A 17,577-nucleotide genomic window follows, 5' to 3' on the forward strand; every position below is an offset into this window, starting at 1 on the left:
GAAGGTGAAATAGACAGAATGCAAAGCGCCGCATAAGGCACCATAGAAGGAGAAATGAAATGCAGAACGATAATAGTACGGCTGCTGCCGCTGAGAAGGCGCTGTATGCGATTGAACAGCTGGTTCTGTTTGCCGGACATACGGGACTTATTCAGCCAGCAGATGTGGATTACAGCCGCAATGAACTCCTGGACCAGTTCGGCTTCAGCGAGCCGTATCCCGGCGAGTTCACTGAAGGTCCGCTGGACAGCCCGCAGGCCCCGCTGGACCAGCTGATTGATTACGGGTTCAGTCTCGGGCTGATCCCGGAGAATACGGATACGTACCGCGACCTGCTGGATGCGAAGATTATGGGCCTTCTGATGGCCCGCCCGTCTGAGGTGAATGCGGAGTTCGCCGCGATCCAGGCGGCACAGGGCATTCAGGCGGCAACGGACCGCTTTTATAAGCTGAGCATTGATTCCAACTATATCCGTATGGACCGTGTAGCGAAGAATGTGTATTGGCTTCAGGAGTCGCCGTACGGGGATATTGAGATGACGATCAACCTCTCCAAGCCGGAGAAAAGTCCGAAGGAAATCGCCATGGCCCGGCTGCTTCCGCCTCCGGTCTATCCGAAGTGCCAGCTCTGCCGCGAGAATGTCGGCTATGCCGGCCGGGTCAATCACCCGCCGCGTCAGAACCTGCGCGTGATCCCGCTCTCGATGAACAGCGAGAAGTGGTTCTTCCAGTACTCGCCTTATGTCTACTATAACGAGCATTGCATTGTGTTCCACCATGATCATGTGCCGATGAAGCTGACGAAGGATACGCTGAAGCGTCTGCTTAGCTTCGTGGAGGCCTTCCCGCATTATTTCATCGGTTCGAATGCCGATCTGCCGATTGTCGGCGGCTCCATTCTGACGCATGACCACTTCCAGGGCGGACGGCATACGTTCCCGATCCAGAAGGCACCCAAAGAGGACACCTTCACACATGCCTCGTATCCCGGCGTCCGCTTAAGCACTGTGAAATGGCCGATGTCCGTGCTGCGGATGCATGCCGAAGATCCGGCGGTGCTGCTGGAGGCAGGCAACCATATCTACGAATCCTGGAAGACCTACAGTGATCCGGCCGCCGAAGTGCTGGCGTTCAGTGAAGAGGACGGCGGGAGCGTGCCGCATAATACCGTTACCCCTATCGTGCGCCGGGCAGAGGACGGCGGCTACGAGATGGATCTGGTGCTGCGCAACAACCGGACCAGCGAAGAATATCCCGAAGGGATTTTCCACCCGCACCGGGAGATGCACCATATCAAGAAGGAGAACATCGGCCTGATTGAGGTAATGGGCCTGGCGATTCTGCCGGGGCGGCTCAAGGAAGAGCTTGACGCCATCGCTGGCATATTGGCGGGCGACACTGCGCTTCTCGGAGATGTCCAGAGCCAAGGCCAGGAGCATCCGCTGGCGCTACACACTTCATGGATTACCGAACTGGTAAGCCGCTTCGGCACCTCCTTGAACCGAGAAGAAGCGGTGAAGACCATCCAGAATGAGGTGGGTACAAAGTTCACTCACATTCTGGAGCATGCCGGAGTCTACAAACGCACGCCGGAAGGGCAGGCGGCCTTCCGCCGGTTCCTGAACAGCAGCGGCTTTAACTAAGTCTGGATAGAATGAATGTACAAAGAAATCGTTCCTTTGGGAATGGCTGGGTGGTCCCTCCATTTCACCAAATGAGCGATTTTTTTTGTTGCTTTGAAATCTGGACACAACAGCGATTGGAACAACGTTCTGTTTGCGGAGCGTCCACCCAAGTGCTCACGTTGATTCTAATCCAAAATAGAGAGCTGTGCGATTTGAATGCGCCAGGCTGGAGGACTATAATAGACAGTGCTTCACATTCACATACTCATGGAGGTTTACCCATATGCGCAAGTTTGAATTTTATAACCCGACCAAGCTTATTTTCGGACAGGGAACATTGCAGGCACTCCGTACCGAGGTGCCGAAATACGGTAAGAACGTACTGCTGATGTACGGCGGCGGCAGCATCAAGCGCAGCGGCTTGTACGATAACGTCATTGCCGAGCTGGCTGCGGTTGGTGCCGTAGTTACCGAGCTTGCCGGAGTGGAGCCGAATCCGCGTCTCTCAACGGTACATAAAGGTGTAGCGTTGTGCCGTGAGAATCAGATTGACCTGATTCTTGCCGTCGGCGGCGGCAGTGTGCTCGATTGTGCCAAGGCGGTGGCTGTCGGAGCGAAATACGAAGGGGATATGTGGGACTTCGTAGAACGCAAGGCCGCACCTCAAGGTGCGCTTCCGCTGGGAACCGTGCTGACAATGGCAGCCACCGGCTCCGAAATGAACAACGGCTCGGTCATCACCAACGAAGTGACCCAGGAAAAAATGGGCTGGGGCAGCATCCATGCCTATCCGGCCTTCTCGATCCTTGACCCGGAGAACACCTTCTCCCTGCCGCGCGACCAGACGGTGTACGGTATGGTGGACATCATGTCCCATACGCTGGAGCATTATTTCCATACAGACAGCAATACGCCTTTACAGGACGGCTTCTTGGAGACTCTGCTTCGTACCGTGATTGAGACGGCTCCTAAGCTGATTGAGGATCTGAACAACTACGAGCTTCGCGAGACTATTATGTACTGCGGGACGATGGCGCTGAACGGAATGGTCAGCATGGGCTTTGCCGGTGACTGGGCTACGCACAACATTGAGCATGCTGTATCCGCTGTGTATGATATTCCCCACGGCGGCGGCCTGGCAATTCTCTTCCCGCAGTGGATGAGATATAACCTCAGCACGAATCCTGCCCGCTTCCGCCAGCTGGCTGTGAACGTGTTCGGCATTGACCCTTCCGGCAAAACCGATGAACAGACCGGCCTCGAAGGCATTGAAGCGCTCCGCCGCTTCTGGGATTCCATTGGCGCTCCGAAGACGCTCGGCGATTACGATATCGACGACAGCGAAATCGGCAGCATGGCCGACAAGGCGGTCCGCTTCGGTCCGTTCGGCAACTTCCGCAAGCTGGAGCGTCAGGACGTAGTTGAAATTTATAAGCTGGCTTTGTAAGTCAGCCATCGACAGTACAGCCGCTTCCCGTCTACGGGGGCGGCTTCTTTGGTCTGTTAATTTTCCCGCTTCCGGCATACATTAATGAGAGCAATACCCAACTTTGTGAAACCAAGGGCATGACAGTTGCGTTTATACTAGTATGACAGTCCGGAAGTATCGACGGGAGGAGACTATAATGCAAACGCTGTATTTGGGCTGTTTGGCGCTGGGTATTTTATTTGCCTTAGTGAGTGTAGTGTTGGGCGACCTGATCGGGAGCGCTTTGGACGGGATTTTTGACATCGTATCTTTTGATTTCCTAAATCCTACCCTATTGGCAGGAGGGATCACTGTATTCGGTGGAGCAGGCATGCTGCTAGGCCGCTACAGCGGACTGGAAGATGGCGTGATTCTTGCCTTGTCCCTGCTGGTTGCGGCATTCATGGGCGTATTGATGCATTTGGTGGTAGTGAAGCCAATGAGGAACAGCGAAATGTCGAACGGCTTCTCCATGAATGAACTGCCGGGTAAGATCGGTGAGGTTACCGTCCCGGTCCCCGGCACAGGCTACGGTGAGATTATGGTGAAGTTCGGTGCAGGCAACAGCCTGCATACGGCGGCCAGCTTCGAGCAGCATGCACTGCCGGCCGGAATCAAGGTTGTAGTAGTTGAGGTACGTGAGGGTGTAGCACTTGTGTCTGAATTCGAAGAGAGAAAAGGAGTGGACTTATGATGCTAGAAAATATTCCTGAATCCCTGTTTATACCTGCGATAGTAATCGCTGTACTGCTTGTCCTCGGACTCGCCTTCTGGGCGCGTTACAAGACGGTTGGCCCGGATGAAGGCATGATCGTCACCGGTTCCTTCCTGGGCAACAATCATATATCGGATGATGGCTCCGGCCGCAAAATCAAAATCGTCCGCGGCGGCGGTGCGTTCATTCTGCCTGTCTTCCAGAAAGCGGAGTTCATGTCTCTGCTCTCCCATAAGCTCGATGTGACGACCCCGGAGGTCTATACGGAGCAAGGCGTGCCGGTCATTGCCGACGGGGTCGCCATCATCAAGGTAGGCAGCTCCACGGAAGATGTGGCAACAGCAGCCGAGCAGTTCATGGGCAAGCCGATTGAATCCCTGAAGAGTGAAGCGCAGGAAGTTTTGGAAGGACATCTGCGGGCGATTCTTGGTACGATGACTGTAGAAGAGGTCTACCGCAACCGGGACCGCTTCGCCCAGGAGGTTCAGGGGGTTGCCGCCCGTGACCTCAAGAAGATGGGACTCCAGATTGTCTCATTTACCATCAAGGACGTACGCGATAAGCACGGATACCTGGAAGCGCTGGGTAAACCGCGGATTGCCGCAGTGAAGCGGGATGCGGAGATTGCGGAAGCGGAAGCTGTCCGTGACGCGCGGATTCAGAAGGCCAATGCCGAGGAGCAGGGGCAGAAGGCGGAGCTGCTGCGGGATACCAACATCGCCGAAGCATCGAAGGAGAACCAGCTCAAGGTTGCAGCGTTCAAACGCGATCAGGATACTGCCAAAGCGGAAGCCGACCAGGCGTACCACATTCAGGAGGCGCGTGCCAAGCAGACCGTGGTGGAAGAGCAGATGAAGGTTGAGCTGGTCCGCAAGGAACGCGAAATCGATATTCAGGCGAAGGAAATCCAGGTACGCGAGAAGCAGTATGATGCAGAAGTGAAGAAGAAAGCGGAAGCAGACCGTTATGCGGTCGAGCAGGCGGCGGAAGCCGACAAGGCCAAGCGCATGCGTGAAGCCGATGCTGTGCAGTACAGCATTGAGACTCAGGCTAAGGCAACCTCCGAGCAGAAGCGGCTGGAAGGTCAGGCGGTTGCGGATGCAGAGCTGGCCAAAGGTAAAGCAGAGTCTGAAGTTATCCGTCTGCGCGGTCTGGCGGAAGCGGAAGCCAAGGAGAAGCTGGCAGAAGCCTTCCAGAAATTCGGCGAAGCGGCGGTTCTCGATATTATCGTCAAAATGCTGCCTGAGCTGGCCGGGAAGATTGCCGAGCCGCTGGCATCTATCGACAAGCTGACTGTGGTGGATACCGGCAACGGTGAAGGAGCTGCGCGTGTCAGTAATTATGTGACCCAACTGATGTCCACAGCCCCTGAGATGCTCAAAAGCGTGTCCGGCATTGATGTCGAGGCGCTGATCAAAGGGCTGACCAAGGGCAAGACGGAGCCTAAGGACGTGGTGAGACATACAGCGGCGCCCATAACCTCTGTCGTCACCAGACCGGCCCCGGCTGCTCCGGTCACTCCGGCACAACCGGTGGAACCTTCAGAACACCCTGAAGGATAAGAGCAGAGCAAGCCACCAAGGTATGGCAGGCAGCAGTAACGCCAGCCATACCTTTTTTACAAGAATTTAACTATATAAAAGGCACTATAGAAATAAACAAAAAGCAAAAGAAGCGGAGGGGAAATTTGGAACTGTAGGAGCGGTAGCGACCGCCTTTGTCACCGGATTTCACCCGCGAAGGCGGAATAAATCAAGAAATCTGGTGACAACAGCGGCCGGAAGTCCAAATGTTCACCGCAGTGACGATGAAGCTTCAAGTTCAAAACTTAAGTGCGTCTTATATAAGCAGAGATTCTTTATCATTCGCGCTGAAACGGAGGCAGGCATGGAGCTTATACTGGATAATATACGCAAGAGCTTTGACGGCAGAGAGGTGTTGAAGGGGATTGACTTTACCTTTGAGCAAGGCAAGATATACGGCTTGCTCGGCCGTAACGGCGCGGGGAAGACCTCGTTGTTCAACTGCCTGAGCGGGGAGATCCAAATGGATAGCGGCGGGGCTTTTCTGCGGAGAGATGAGGTGAGTCTTCCGCTGCTTGAGGAGGAGATCGGCTACGTCTTCTCCTTGCCGATTCTGCCTGACTTTCTGACCGGTTATGAGTTTGTAAAGTTCTACATGGACATCAATAAGGGGAAGATACAAGCGGACCGGACCATCGAGGAATATTTCGATATCATCCGTTTCGAGGAGGCGGACAGGCACCGTCTGATCAAGGGCTATTCCCACGGGATGAAGAACAAAATTCAGATGCTGTGCTTTATCATCTCACGTCCGCCGCTGATCCTGCTGGATGAGCCGTTAACCTCGTTCGATGTGGTAGTGGCACTGGAGATCAAGAAGCTGTTGCGGGAGATGAAGCAGGATCATATCATTATTTTCTCCACTCATATTCTGCAGCTGGCCGCCGATCTCTGCGATGAGCTGGTTATTCTGAATAACGGTACACTGCGGGAGATTCCGGCGGAGACCCTGCACAGTCCGGAATTTGAAGAGCAGATTATTGCCCTGCTGAAGGATGAGGATCATGATTAGGACGCTGAAGGCGATTCTGGAAGTGCGGGGGATGTCCGGCGCTAACCGGCTGATGTTCTATATCCGTAAGCTCCCGGTGCTGGGTAAGCTGATCCCGGCCTCGGTCTACTCGGAAACCACGCTGAAGCGGACCTTATCTGTTATCGTGCATATCCTCAAGGTACTTATGGCCTTTGTGACGAAGTTCGCTTATCTTGGGATCATGATCTATCTGCCGGTGAAGTTCATCGGTAATGATATCAGCTTATCCCTTTCTGTTCAGTACCAGCTCTATTTGCAGATGCTGCTGTGTATAAGCTTCCTTACGGCCGGGGTTTCCAGCGCGGTTATTCTGGAGCCGAAGCGGGATAAATACATATTCGTGAAGCTGATGAGGCTGCCGGCAGAGCGGTATATGCGGACCACACTGACCTTGCGCGGGATCAGCTTCCTGGTTACTTTTATTCCGGCTATGCTGGTCTTCGGGAGTCTTCTCGGTGCTCCGCTGTGGCATGGGGCAGTTCTTACGCTGCTGCTTACGTTCTGGCGTACGGCTTGTGAGGCGCTGCATCTGTGGGTGTTTGACCGCTACGGCATGGTTATTGTCAAAAAAACAAGCTGGATCTGGACCGCCATCGGCGCTGGCTATCTGCTGGCCTATCTTCCGCTGCTCCCCGGATATGCGGTAGTAGAGAGCGGAATGCTGTTCAATCTGCCTGTGGTGCTTGGCGTGCTGGTGCTGGGAACCTTAAGTGCGGTCTATATCGCCCGTTATAAGGACTATACGAATGCCGTCGATGCCGTCACCAAAATCGATGATCCGCTGCTCGACATGGGACGGATGATGAAAGAAGCACGGGTGAAGGATGTGGCCACCCAAGATCAGCACTACTCGGCGGAACAACAGAATCAAGAGAAGTTCGAGGGGAAAAGCGGGTACGCTTACCTGAATGCAATCTTTTTCTCACGTCACCGGCGGCTGATCACCAGTCCGATTCAACGGCGGCTGGTTATTATTGGATCGCTCTTTGCCGCTGCTTTGCTGACGATGCTGTTGTCGCAATCCGCTTTTACCAAACTGACTCATTATCTGATTACCGCGTTGCCGACCTTTCTGATCATTATGAACTACACGTCCATTGGCGAACGCCTCTGCAAGGCGATGTTCTATAACTGTGATCTCAGCCTGCTGCGCTACGGATTCTACCGTGAACAATCGGCGATTCTAAGCAACTTCCGTATCCGGCTGCTGCGTATCAGCGTGCTTAATCTGATCCCGGCTGCCGCGATCTGCCTGGCGGTGAACCTGCTATTGGTGCTGTCAGCGGAGAGTTGGGGCGCGGGGGATGCCGTACTCTTTTGCGTGACGATTGTGGCACTGTCCCTGTTCTTCTCGGTGCATCATCTGTTCATGTACTACATCTTCCAGCCCTACAGCACGGAGCTGAATGTGAAGAATCCGTTCTTTACGATTGTGAACAGTGTGGTGCTGGGGGTCGGATTCATCGCGATGCAGTTCAAGAGTGAGCCTGGAATGTTTGCCGTGATCGTAGTGCTTTCTGCTGTGGTGTATATGCTGGCTGCGCTTATCATGGTATACAGGTTCTCAGGCCGGACGTTTCGGGTGAAATGAAGGGAGCCCGCGGGCGGTTTGCGGCACCCTTCTAATTTGGGATTCTTGATGTTATGATAGGAGCTTAAGGTAACGAATCACACGTTGAAACATGTATCGTGCTGCTGGAATAGATCAGGATTCAGAAGTAAAAGAGGTGTCGCAAGTGAGCAGCATTACCGTGGGCAAGGTGCTTAATAATAACGTTATCATTGCCGAGCATCCCCAATATGCCGAGGTTGTGGTGATTGGCAAGGGGATCGGCTTCAACCGTAAAACGCGGGACCGGATCAATCTGTCCTCCGTAGAGAAGATGTTCATTCTGCGCAGCCAGGAGGAGCAGGAGCAATACAAGCAGCTGGTGCCGCAGGTAGATGAGAAGCTGATTGAGGTGGTCCAGGAGATTGTGCTGCATATTATGCAGAGCAGCCGCCAGACGCTGAATGAGCATATCCATATTGCCCTTACCGACCATATTTCCTTTGCGATCCGCAGAAGCGAGCAGCATATGGCTATTCATAATCCCTTTCTATACGAGACCCGGGAGATTTATCCGGAGGAATACAGTCTGGCGGAATATGCGGTGGAGCGGATCAATGAGGCAATGAAGGTGACGCTGCCGCCGGATGAGATCGGCTTCGTGGCCCTGCATATTGTCAGTGCGCTTAGCAACCGCCATATCTCTGAGGTGAAGCAGCATTCCGAGCTCATCGGGGACATGGTGGGACTGGTGGAGGATAGCCTGGAATACCGCATTCCGCGGGATTCTCTGGACTATTCAAGGCTGGTGACCCATTTACGGTTCGTTCTGGAGCGTCTGCGCCGGGGAGAGACTGTGCGCGAGACCTCGTCGTTGGATGGACTAATGAAGCGGGAGTATCCCGAGATGTACATGCTTGCCTGGAAGCTGACGAAGGTGATTGAGCAGCGGGTGCGCATTCCGGTATATCCGGCCGAGGTCAGCTATCTGACGATTCATCTGCAGCGTATTGCCCAGAAGAAGGAAGATGAGCCGGAGCTGGAGGAGTAGACCGGCTTTAGGCGATTTTGGGGCTTGCAACTTCAAATCAATGGTGCTACAATGATCCCTGTTATGAAACAGAAGCAGAATACCAACGTGTAACTGATACGATCAGGCATGAGTGATTTACAGTATTATGGTTGTCCTGCCCCAACTTGGGGTACTCTAACGTTAGCGTTAGTGTGGCAATCCATGTGCTGTATTGCTCATGCCTTTTTTGGCTTCTGTTGACAGAAATTAAGGATTAGGAAGTGACCTTGAATGTTTAAAAAATTATTTGGCGTTCTGCAGAGAGTCGGTAAAGCGCTAATGCTTCCTGTTGCCATTCTGCCTGCAGCGGGCCTGCTGCTTGGAATCGGGAACATGCTGGTGAATCCGGACTTCCTGCAATACGTGCCTGCACTGGAGAATAATATCGTACAGGCCATTGCCACGGTACTAATGAACTCCGGGCAAATCGTATTCGATAACCTGTCCCTGCTCTTTGCAGTCGGCGTAGCTATCGGGCTGGCCGGAGGTGAAGGCGTAGCCGGGCTGGCAGCGATTATCGGCTTCCTGGTGATGAACGTAACCATGGGTACGGTAGTCGGTGTCAATGCTTACGTGCTGACCTGGAAGGATTTCTCGTATTCCAGTGTGCTGGGGATTCCCACCTTGCAAACCGGGGTCTTCGGTGGTATCCTGGTCGGGATATTGGCCGCATCCATGTACAAAAGGTTCTTCCGTATAGAATTGCCGTCGTATCTGGGCTTCTTCGCGGGTAAACGTTTCGTACCGATTATGACGGCAGTGACCTCCCTGATGCTCGGTCTTGCGCTCACGATTGTGTGGCCGCCGATCCAGCACGGTCTGAACTATGTGTCACAGAGTATGATTAATACCAACCTGACGCTGTCGGCCTTTATCTTCGGGGTCATCGAGCGCTCCCTGATTCCGTTCGGCCTGCACCATATCTTCTATTCACCGTTCTGGTATGAATTCGGAAGCTATATTGACAAGGCAGGCGATCTGGTCCGAGGTGACCAGCGGATCTTCATGCAGCAGCTTCGTGACGGTGTGGAGTTCACAGCGGGTACATTTACAACCGGTAAATATCCGTTCATGATGTTCGGTCTTCCGGCAGCGGCTCTTGCGATCTACCATGAGTCGAAGCCTGAGAACAGACGGATTGTCGGAAGCTTGATGGTTTCCGCTGCGCTAACCTCGTTCCTGACGGGGATCACCGAGCCGCTGGAATTCTCCTTCCTGTTCGTGGCTCCGCTGCTGTTCGCCGTCCATGCTGTATTCGCAGGCTTGTCCTTCATGACCATGCACCTCTTGAATGTCAAAATCGGCATGACCTTCTCCGGCGGGTTCATCGACTATGTGCTGTTCGGCGTCATTCCGAACCGTACCGCCTGGTGGCTGGTTATCCCGGTAGGTCTGGTACTGGCTGTGATCTATTACTTCGGGTTCCGCTTCGTCATCCGTAAGTTCAACCTGAAGACTCCCGGCCGTGAGGATGCCTCCGAGGAGGAGGATGAGGTAAGCTTGGAGAGTGTGTCCAAGACAGGCGACGATCTGCCGCGCAACATTCTGTCCGCCCTGGGCGGCAAAGAGAACATCACCCATCTGGATGCCTGCATTACGCGCCTGCGGGTCGAAGTGAAGGACAAAGCGGGCGTAGACAAGAACCGGCTGAAGAAGCTGGGTGCGTCTGGTGTTCTTGAAGTGGGTAACAACGTACAAGCGATCTTCGGCACACGTTCGGACACGATCAAGTCACAGATTCAGGATGTCATGAACGGCAGAACACCGGCTGCAGCCCCTGCTGCTCCGAAGCCGGAGCTTGAACAACAGGCCGGCGAGCAGGGAGACGCTATTATCCCTGAGGATATCGTATCTCCGGTAAACGGCCAGCTGATGGATATTACAGAGGTTCCTGATGCGGTCTTCTCGCAGAAAATGACCGGTGACGGCTTCGCCTTCCTGTCCGAAGACGGCAAGATTGCTTCGCCGGTATACGGCAAGGTATTCAACGTGTTCCCTAGTAAGCACGCCATTGGCATCATGTCAGACGGCGGCAAGGAAGTCCTTGTGCATATCGGGGTTAACACCGTTAAGCTTAAGGGCCAGGGCTTCACGGTTCTGGTGGAGGAAGGCGATCTGGTAGCTGCCGGACAGCCGATTATGGAAGTGGATATGGAGTATGTGAAGGCGAATGCACCTTCTGTCATCTCTCCGGTCATCTTCTCCAACCTGCCGGAAGGCTCCTCCGTTACCTTGAATAAGCCGGGCAGAGTCGTCATCGGCGACAAGGATATCATCACCATTCAGTAAAATGTGCAATGGCGAAGCGCTTCCATTATAATGAAGGGGAGCGCAAGCCTTCACTATAATTCACCATCCCAAATTAACAGAAAGCGAGTTGGATTATATTATGCAAACAACTTTCAGAATTATTGACGAAGACGGAATTCACGCACGCCCGGCAACAGCGCTGGTAAATACAGCTACAAAATTCAAAGGCACTGAAGCTTTTGCAGAAGCTAAAGGCAAAAAAGTTACCCTTAAATCCATCCTGGGCGTTCTCTCCCTGGGCCTTGAAGCAGGAGATACCCTGACTCTTATTACTGAAGGCAGTGAAGAAGCAGAAGCATTGAACGCGTTGCAGGAGGTTATGGTTAAAGAAGGGCTGGGAGAAGTTCATGAATAAAATTTCAGGAATCGCGGCTTCCGCAGGTATTGCAGTAGCCCGTGCCTTTATCCTGGAACACCCGGACTATACCATTACCAAAACAGCGGTCACGGATGTGGACGCTGAGCTTGCGAAGCTGAATGACGCCCTGGACAAATCCAGAGGCGAACTTCAGACCATCAAAGAGCGTACCCTGGCTGAGCTTGGCGAGAAGAAGGCGGAGATTTTCGAATCCCATCTGCTGATCCTTGATGATCCTGAGCTCATTACCCCTGTAATGGACAAAATCCGTGAGGAATCGGTAAATGCGGACTACGCACTGAATGAAGTAGCTAATCAATTCGTGGAAATGTTCCAGAACATGAAGAGCGCTTACCTGCAGGAACGTGCAGCAGATATGCGTGACGTAACCAAACGTGTGCTGAACCACCTGCTTGGCATTCACTATGTGAGCCCGGCTGAGATCAGTGAAGAGGTTATCGTTATTGCCCTGGATCTGACCCCATCGGATACAGCACAGCTTAACCGCAACTTCGTCAAAGGCTTCACCACCAATATCGGCGGACGGACATCCCATTCGGCCATTATGGCCCGTTCCTTGGAGATTCCGGCGGTTGTGGGCACGAAGAACGTGATGTCCCTGGTCAAAGCAGGCGATCTGATTATCGTGGATGGTCTGAGCGGCGATGTGCTGATTAACCCTTCCGAAGCTGAGGTAGCCGAGTATACGGCGAAGCAGGAAGCTTACAATCTTCAGATTGCTGAATGGAAAAAGCTCCGCGACGAGCCAACGGTATCTGCCGACGGCAAGCATGTAGAGCTGGCAGCCAACATCGGGACTCCGAATGATGTGACTGGCGTTATTGAGAATGGCGGCGAAGGTGTAGGTTTGTACCGTACCGAATTCCTCTACATGGGCCGCGACAAGCTGCCTTCCGAAGAGATCCAGTATAATGCCTACAAGACGGTGCTTGAGAATATGCAAGGCAAGCCGGTAGTAGTGCGTACGCTGGATATTGGCGGAGACAAGGAGCTGCCTTATCTGGAGCTGCCGAAGGAAATGAACCCGTTCCTCGGCTACCGTGCGATCCGTCTCTGTCTGGACCGTCAGGATATCTTCCGCACCCAGTTGCGTGCCTTGCTCAGAGCAAGTGCCCACGGCGACCTGCGCATTATGTTCCCGATGATCGCTACCCTTGGTGAATTCCGTGCAGCCCGTGATCTGCTGCTGGAAGAGAAGGCCAAGCTGCGTGAAGAAGGCAAAGAAGTGTCCGACAGCATCCAGCTGGGTATCATGGTTGAGATTCCTTCGACCGCTGTATTGGCGGATCAGTTCGCCAAGGAAGTGGATTTCTTCAGTATCGGAACCAACGATCTTATCCAATATACAATGGCTGCGGACCGTATGAATGAACAGGTAGCCTACCTGTATCAGCCATACAACCCGGCAATTCTGCGACTGGTCAAAATCGTCATTGATGCTGCACACGCCGAAGGCAAGTGGACCGGGATGTGCGGAGAAATGGCGGGGGATGCCACAGCTATTCCTCTGCTGCTCGGTCTTGGCCTCGATGAATTCAGCATGAGCGCTACCTCCATCCTGCCAGCACGCAGCCAGATCTCGAAGCTGTCTGCGGCCGACATGAAGGAAATGGCTGCCCAGGCCCTGCAGCTCGGCACGGCCGAGGAAGTAGCCGCACTGGTGCAGTCCCGCGTGAATTAATTCTTTACTCAAGCATTGGTTTATAACTCCAACTACTTTCCGGCCCCCTTTACAGGGGGCTTTTTTTTGCGGTTATTTGAATTTCAGCAAATCTGGAACCGCCCGCCCGGGCGTTATTTTATATAATGTGTCCATTACTTTCGGAGGGTGGAACCATTGTGCAGAGATTCAGTGCTTCACAGATTTATTTGATCCATGTGTTTATGTTGTCGCTTGCCGCCAGTACGATATTCACAACCTACAGTATTTATTATGTAGTTGACCTTAAGCTGAATCCGCTTCAGCTTGTGCTGATTGGAACGGTGCTGGAGATAACGGTGCTTGTGTTCGAGGGAATCACCGGAGTGGTCGCTGATACCTATAGCCGCAGACTGTCCGTCATTATTGCCGTGTTCGTTCTGGGGAGTGCCTTTGTCCTCGAAGGGAGTATTGTCTGGATCATGCATCCGGCTTCCCTGTTGCCTGCCTTCGGCTGGCTGCTGATATCCCAGATGCTGTACGGGATCGGCTGGACCTTCCTGAGCGGAGCGGATACAGCATGGATCATGGATGAGCTTGAGGATGAGCAGGCTGGAAGAATCTTCATGCGCTCCAAAATCTTTTCTTTAAGCGCCTCTCTGCTAGGCATTGCGGTCAGCGTAGGATTATCCCAGGTTGCGTCTAATCTCCCTTTTCTGGCGGGTGGAGTCATCTATTTCGTCCTGGGGTTCATATTGATCCGGCACATGAAGGAGACGGGGTTCATACGCCGGGAGCGTGCGCCGCATTCCTCCGCTATCCGTGAGCTGGGCAAGACCTGGGTCAGCGGCATCTCTATCCTGAGGTATCATCCGCTGCTCCTGCTGCTGACGGTTGTAACTTTATTCAGCGGTGCTGCGTCTGAAGGATATGATCGCCTATGGCCAGTCTTTCTTATGAACGAAGTCGGGTTCCCGGAGATTGGAGTCTCGATGGCGGCCGGCTTCGGGCTGATCAGTGCGGCGACGACTCTGCTGGGTGTGCTGGCTGTCTATATGGCCGGGACAATCATTGATTTGCAAAAGGAACGTCAAGTAGCGGCCGCCTTGTTCCTCCTGACCTCCGTCCGTGCCGGCTGCATTATAATGGTGGCACTTGCGCCTAATTTCTACTGGGCTATCGGGGCGGTACTGCTCCTGGGGGTGGTCGCTTCGGTCAGCGACCCGATCTATACCACCTGGCTGAACACAAAGCTGCCATCCCGGAACCGGGCTACACTCTTGTCGATGATCAGCCAGTCCGATGCCCTGGGCCAGAGCGCAGGCGGTCCGGTTGTAGGATATATCGGCAGCCGGATCTCTATCAGAGCTTCGCTGCTGTCGGCGGGCTTGCTGCTGCTACCTGTGATTGCGTTATATGGCAGGGTGCTGCGGAAGCGGTCATGATGTTTTGGAACTTCATTAGCTTAATTCCCCGGCGATCCATGCCGATATAGGATATATCCGGTGACACAATTCAACCCTTAACCCAGACCTGTGAACATAGTGTTACATATTATATAATGAACCCTATGTAGCAATTCCGGCGTCATCCGCTTGCAGAGCTGTGCAAGTACAAAGTATTAGTTAAGGAGAATGTGGACATAGCTTGATAGTAATAGAATGATAGTTCTCCGGGAGTATTACGGATGAGCGTAGGGATGGTGAATAGCAATGAGCAGCAATTATATACAAGCAGAACAAGAAATCGATACCTATCAAGGCAATGACCTCGGCTTGACCTACACAGCGGAATACTGTGTATTCAAAGTCTGGGCGCCAACAGCCTTCACAGTGTCGCTCGTAATATATGCAACAGGCGGAAACGGGCTGACCCCGCAGACCGCAGATTACAAGGACAGCGGCAAAATTCTTAGTATGGAGCGCGCTGAGGGCGGAGTATGGACGATCCAGGTTTCCGGTAACCTCAAGGGGAAATATTATATGTACCGCGCCGTATTTGCGGACGGGTCGATTAATGAAGCGGCCGATCCTTACGCTACGGCTGTATCGGCCAATGGAACACGCACAGCCATTGTGGATTTGTCCGAGACAGACCCGGACGGCTGGGAGAGCGATGCCTCTCCGGTGCTGCCGCATCCGGCAGATGCAGTAATCTATGAGCTGCATGTCCGCGATTTCTCGTCAGACCCTAGCTCCGGTCTGACGTATAAGGGGAAATTCAAGGCCTTCACCGAGACCGGCCTACGGGATGAGGCGGGTCATCTGCTGGGTATTGATCATCTGGCTGAGCTGGGCATCACGCATGTTCATTTGCTGCCAGTGTTCGATTATCAGACGGTGGATGAGCTGGGCAAGCCAGGGGAAGAACCGGCATCCTCCATCTTCACAGACTATAACTGGGGCTACGACCCCCAGCACTATAATGTGCCGGAAGGCTCCTACAGCACAGACCCGGCTAACCCGCTAGCCCGTATCCGGGAATTCAAGGAGCTGGTCCAGGCGCTGCACAGCCGCGGCATCTCGGTGATTATGGATGTGGTCTACAATCATACCTACGGCTTCCAGAAGGGACCCTTCCAGCCGCTGGTGCCGGACTATTACTACCGTCATGATCAGAGCGGCCGGCTCTCTAACGGCTCGGGCGTCGGCAATGAGCTGGCTACAGAACGGCCGATGGTCCGCAAGTATATCAAGGATTCCCTGGCCTACTGGGCTAAGGAGTACCATATTGACGGGTTCCGCTTCGATCTGATGGGGCTGATGGACAGCGTGACCATGCGCGAGATTACCGAGGAGCTGCGGCTGGAGATTAATCCGGGGCTGCTGATCTATGGTGAACCGTGGACTGGCGGCGACTCGCCGCTTGCCTCCAAGACGCTGAAGGGCGTGCAGCGCGGCAAAGGCTACGCCGTCTTCAACGACAACTTCCGCGCAGCCATCAAGGGAGACAGCGACGGCTGGGGCAAAGGCTTCGTGACCGGGGAATACGGCAAGGAAGGTGCGATCGCGTCCGGAGTGAGCGGGGCGATTCATGAATTCACCGATGCGCCTACAGAGACTGTGAACTATGTAACCGCACATGATAATCTCAACCTGTGGGACAAAATTCTGGCGACCCGGGGACTTCGCGGGGAAGCCGGACTGCCGGAGCTTGAGGGCGGCAAGCTACGGGGCGGCGGAGATCTCAAGGCCGCACTAGAGCAGGCGAATCCGTATGTGGGAGTAGATCCCGAGAATGTCATGGATAATGAGACAGTACGCCGTTCGTTGCTGGCTAATGGAATCATTCTGACCTCGCAGGGAATTCCGTTCCTTCATGCCGGGGATGAGCTGCTGCGCAGCAAATACGGAGATCATAACAGCTACCGCAGCCCGGACTGTATCAATGCGATCCGCTGGGAGAACAAAAGCAAATTCATTGCAGTATTTCAATATTACAAAGGTCTGATTGAGCTGCGCCGGACACATCCGGCCTTCCGCCTGCACGGACGCCAGGAGATTGAACGCAGTCTGGAGTTCCTGCGCTGTGACAGCGGAATCGTTGCCTACAGACTGAAGGATCACGCCGGCGGAGATCCATGGAATAATATCGTGGTGATCTATAATGCCAATATGGAGCCGGTCACCCAGTGCCTCCCGGAGACCTCCGGCTGCTGGAACATCGTAGTCGATCATACCCATGCCGGACCGGAGGCCTTCCGGCAAACGGAGAACGGCAGTGTTGAGGTATTCGGACTGTCGATGATGGTGCTCTATGATAAATACGGAGAGCCTGAGCCGAGATCGAAGATTGTGGAAGTTCATTATGACCGCCCGGACGGCGATTACCGGGGCTGGAATCTCTGGGTGTGGGGTACAGGCATTCAGGATGGGCAACGGGACTTCCAGCACATGGAGGAAGGTCATGCCGTAGCACGGATTGAAGTGCTGCCGGGGACCTCCACGATAGGCTACATCCTCCGGCTGAACGATTGGGAGGAGAAAGACGGCACCGCTGACCGCTTCATCGACTGCTCGGGCAGCGGGGAGCAGGTTATCAAGGTGACGGTTCGGGAGCGTAGTCCGGAGCATAGGACAGAGCTGGCTGATCCGCTGCCGCAGACCAGCTAGAACATAAGAAGAGCTGATTAGTTCCTCCCCCAGGGATGGAACCAATCAGCTCTTTTTGGCTAAGAGTTATTAAAGAAGCCTTAGTATAGGAG

Annotated in this window: 12 protein-coding genes; all 12 read left to right on the forward strand. The window is 53.8% G+C overall.

All coding sequences use genetic code 11. The features are described from left to right. Window positions 1-59 precede the first annotated feature (59 nt). The 12 genes from NST69_RS07085 (at window position 60) to pulA (ending at window position 17,485) form a co-directional block, all read left to right on the forward strand. Window positions 60-1,643 (forward strand): UDP-glucose--hexose-1-phosphate uridylyltransferase, encoded by a 1,584-nt coding sequence (locus NST69_RS07085; RefSeq protein WP_340954933.1) that lies wholly within the window; start codon window positions 60-62, stop codon window positions 1,641-1,643. A gap of 265 nt (window positions 1,644-1,908) precedes the next feature. Further along, complete coding sequence (locus NST69_RS07090) at window positions 1,909-3,072, forward strand: iron-containing alcohol dehydrogenase (RefSeq protein WP_036722565.1); 1,164 nt, start codon at window positions 1,909-1,911, stop codon at window positions 3,070-3,072. 178 nt (window positions 3,073-3,250) lie between these two features. Then, the gene (locus NST69_RS07095) at window positions 3,251-3,787 is read left to right on the forward strand and encodes a hypothetical protein (protein ID WP_036722562.1); all 537 of its coding nucleotides are present in this window, start codon (window positions 3,251-3,253) and stop codon (window positions 3,785-3,787) included. Beyond that, on the forward strand, window positions 3,787-5,370 hold the full coding sequence (locus NST69_RS07100) for a flotillin family protein (RefSeq protein WP_051477807.1): 1,584 nt from the start codon (window positions 3,787-3,789) through the stop codon (window positions 5,368-5,370). The genes NST69_RS07095 and NST69_RS07100 overlap by 1 nt, the downstream gene beginning before the upstream one ends. Before the next feature lie 325 nt (window positions 5,371-5,695). Beyond that, window positions 5,696-6,403: an ABC transporter ATP-binding protein gene (locus NST69_RS07105; RefSeq protein WP_076082681.1), complete on the forward strand. Its 708-nt coding sequence runs from the start codon at window positions 5,696-5,698 to the stop codon at window positions 6,401-6,403. Next, window positions 6,396-8,015 (forward strand): hypothetical protein, encoded by a 1,620-nt coding sequence (locus tag NST69_RS07110; protein WP_339313244.1) that lies wholly within the window; start codon window positions 6,396-6,398, stop codon window positions 8,013-8,015. The genes NST69_RS07105 and NST69_RS07110 overlap by 8 nt, the downstream gene beginning before the upstream one ends. A 145-nt stretch (window positions 8,016-8,160) precedes the next feature. Next, window positions 8,161-9,024 (forward strand): PRD domain-containing protein, encoded by an 864-nt coding sequence (locus tag NST69_RS07115; RefSeq protein ID WP_036722556.1) that lies wholly within the window; start codon window positions 8,161-8,163, stop codon window positions 9,022-9,024. Between the two features lie 252 nt (window positions 9,025-9,276). Then, window positions 9,277-11,334: a glucose-specific PTS transporter subunit IIBC gene (ptsG, locus tag NST69_RS07120; RefSeq protein WP_036722554.1), complete on the forward strand. Its 2,058-nt coding sequence runs from the start codon at window positions 9,277-9,279 to the stop codon at window positions 11,332-11,334. Window positions 11,335-11,434: 100 nt separating this feature from the next. Beyond that, on the forward strand, window positions 11,435-11,710 hold the full coding sequence (locus tag NST69_RS07125) for an HPr family phosphocarrier protein (RefSeq protein WP_036696683.1): 276 nt from the start codon (window positions 11,435-11,437) through the stop codon (window positions 11,708-11,710). Further along, window positions 11,703-13,415, forward strand: coding sequence for a phosphoenolpyruvate--protein phosphotransferase (gene ptsP, locus NST69_RS07130; RefSeq protein ID WP_036722553.1), 1,713 nt, complete (start codon window positions 11,703-11,705; stop codon window positions 13,413-13,415). The genes NST69_RS07125 and ptsP overlap by 8 nt, the downstream gene beginning before the upstream one ends. A gap of 158 nt (window positions 13,416-13,573) precedes the next feature. Next, entirely contained in the window at window positions 13,574-14,818 is a 1,245-nt protein-coding gene (locus tag NST69_RS07135; RefSeq protein WP_342548867.1) for an MFS transporter, read from the forward strand. A 267-nt stretch (window positions 14,819-15,085) separates the two neighbouring features. Then, the gene (pulA, locus tag NST69_RS07140) at window positions 15,086-17,485 is read left to right on the forward strand and encodes a type I pullulanase (RefSeq protein WP_342548868.1); all 2,400 of its coding nucleotides are present in this window, start codon (window positions 15,086-15,088) and stop codon (window positions 17,483-17,485) included. Window positions 17,486-17,577 lie beyond the last annotated feature (92 nt).

The sequence above is a fragment of the Paenibacillus sp. FSL P2-0089 genome (assembly GCF_038595095.1).
GTDB classification, from domain to species: Bacteria; Bacillota; Bacilli; order Paenibacillales; family Paenibacillaceae; genus Paenibacillus_AQ; species Paenibacillus_AQ silagei.

Coding starts and splice junctions, on each gene's coding strand:
- NST69_RS07085 (WP_340954933.1), top strand. CDS start 60: ATGCAGAACGATAATAGTACGGCTGCTGCCGCTGAGAAGGCGCTGTAT.
- NST69_RS07090 (WP_036722565.1), top strand. CDS start 1,909: ATGCGCAAGTTTGAATTTTATAACCCGACCAAGCTTATTTTCGGACAG.
- NST69_RS07095 (WP_036722562.1), top strand. CDS start 3,251: ATGCAAACGCTGTATTTGGGCTGTTTGGCGCTGGGTATTTTATTTGCC.
- NST69_RS07100 (WP_051477807.1), top strand. CDS start 3,787: ATGCTAGAAAATATTCCTGAATCCCTGTTTATACCTGCGATAGTAATC.
- NST69_RS07105 (WP_076082681.1), top strand. CDS start 5,696: ATGGAGCTTATACTGGATAATATACGCAAGAGCTTTGACGGCAGAGAG.
- NST69_RS07110 (WP_339313244.1), top strand. CDS start 6,396: ATGATTAGGACGCTGAAGGCGATTCTGGAAGTGCGGGGGATGTCCGGC.
- ptsG (WP_036722554.1), top strand. CDS start 9,277: ATGTTTAAAAAATTATTTGGCGTTCTGCAGAGAGTCGGTAAAGCGCTA.
- NST69_RS07125 (WP_036696683.1), top strand. CDS start 11,435: ATGCAAACAACTTTCAGAATTATTGACGAAGACGGAATTCACGCACGC.
- ptsP (WP_036722553.1), top strand. CDS start 11,703: ATGAATAAAATTTCAGGAATCGCGGCTTCCGCAGGTATTGCAGTAGCC.
- pulA (WP_342548868.1), top strand. CDS start 15,086: ATGAGCAGCAATTATATACAAGCAGAACAAGAAATCGATACCTATCAA.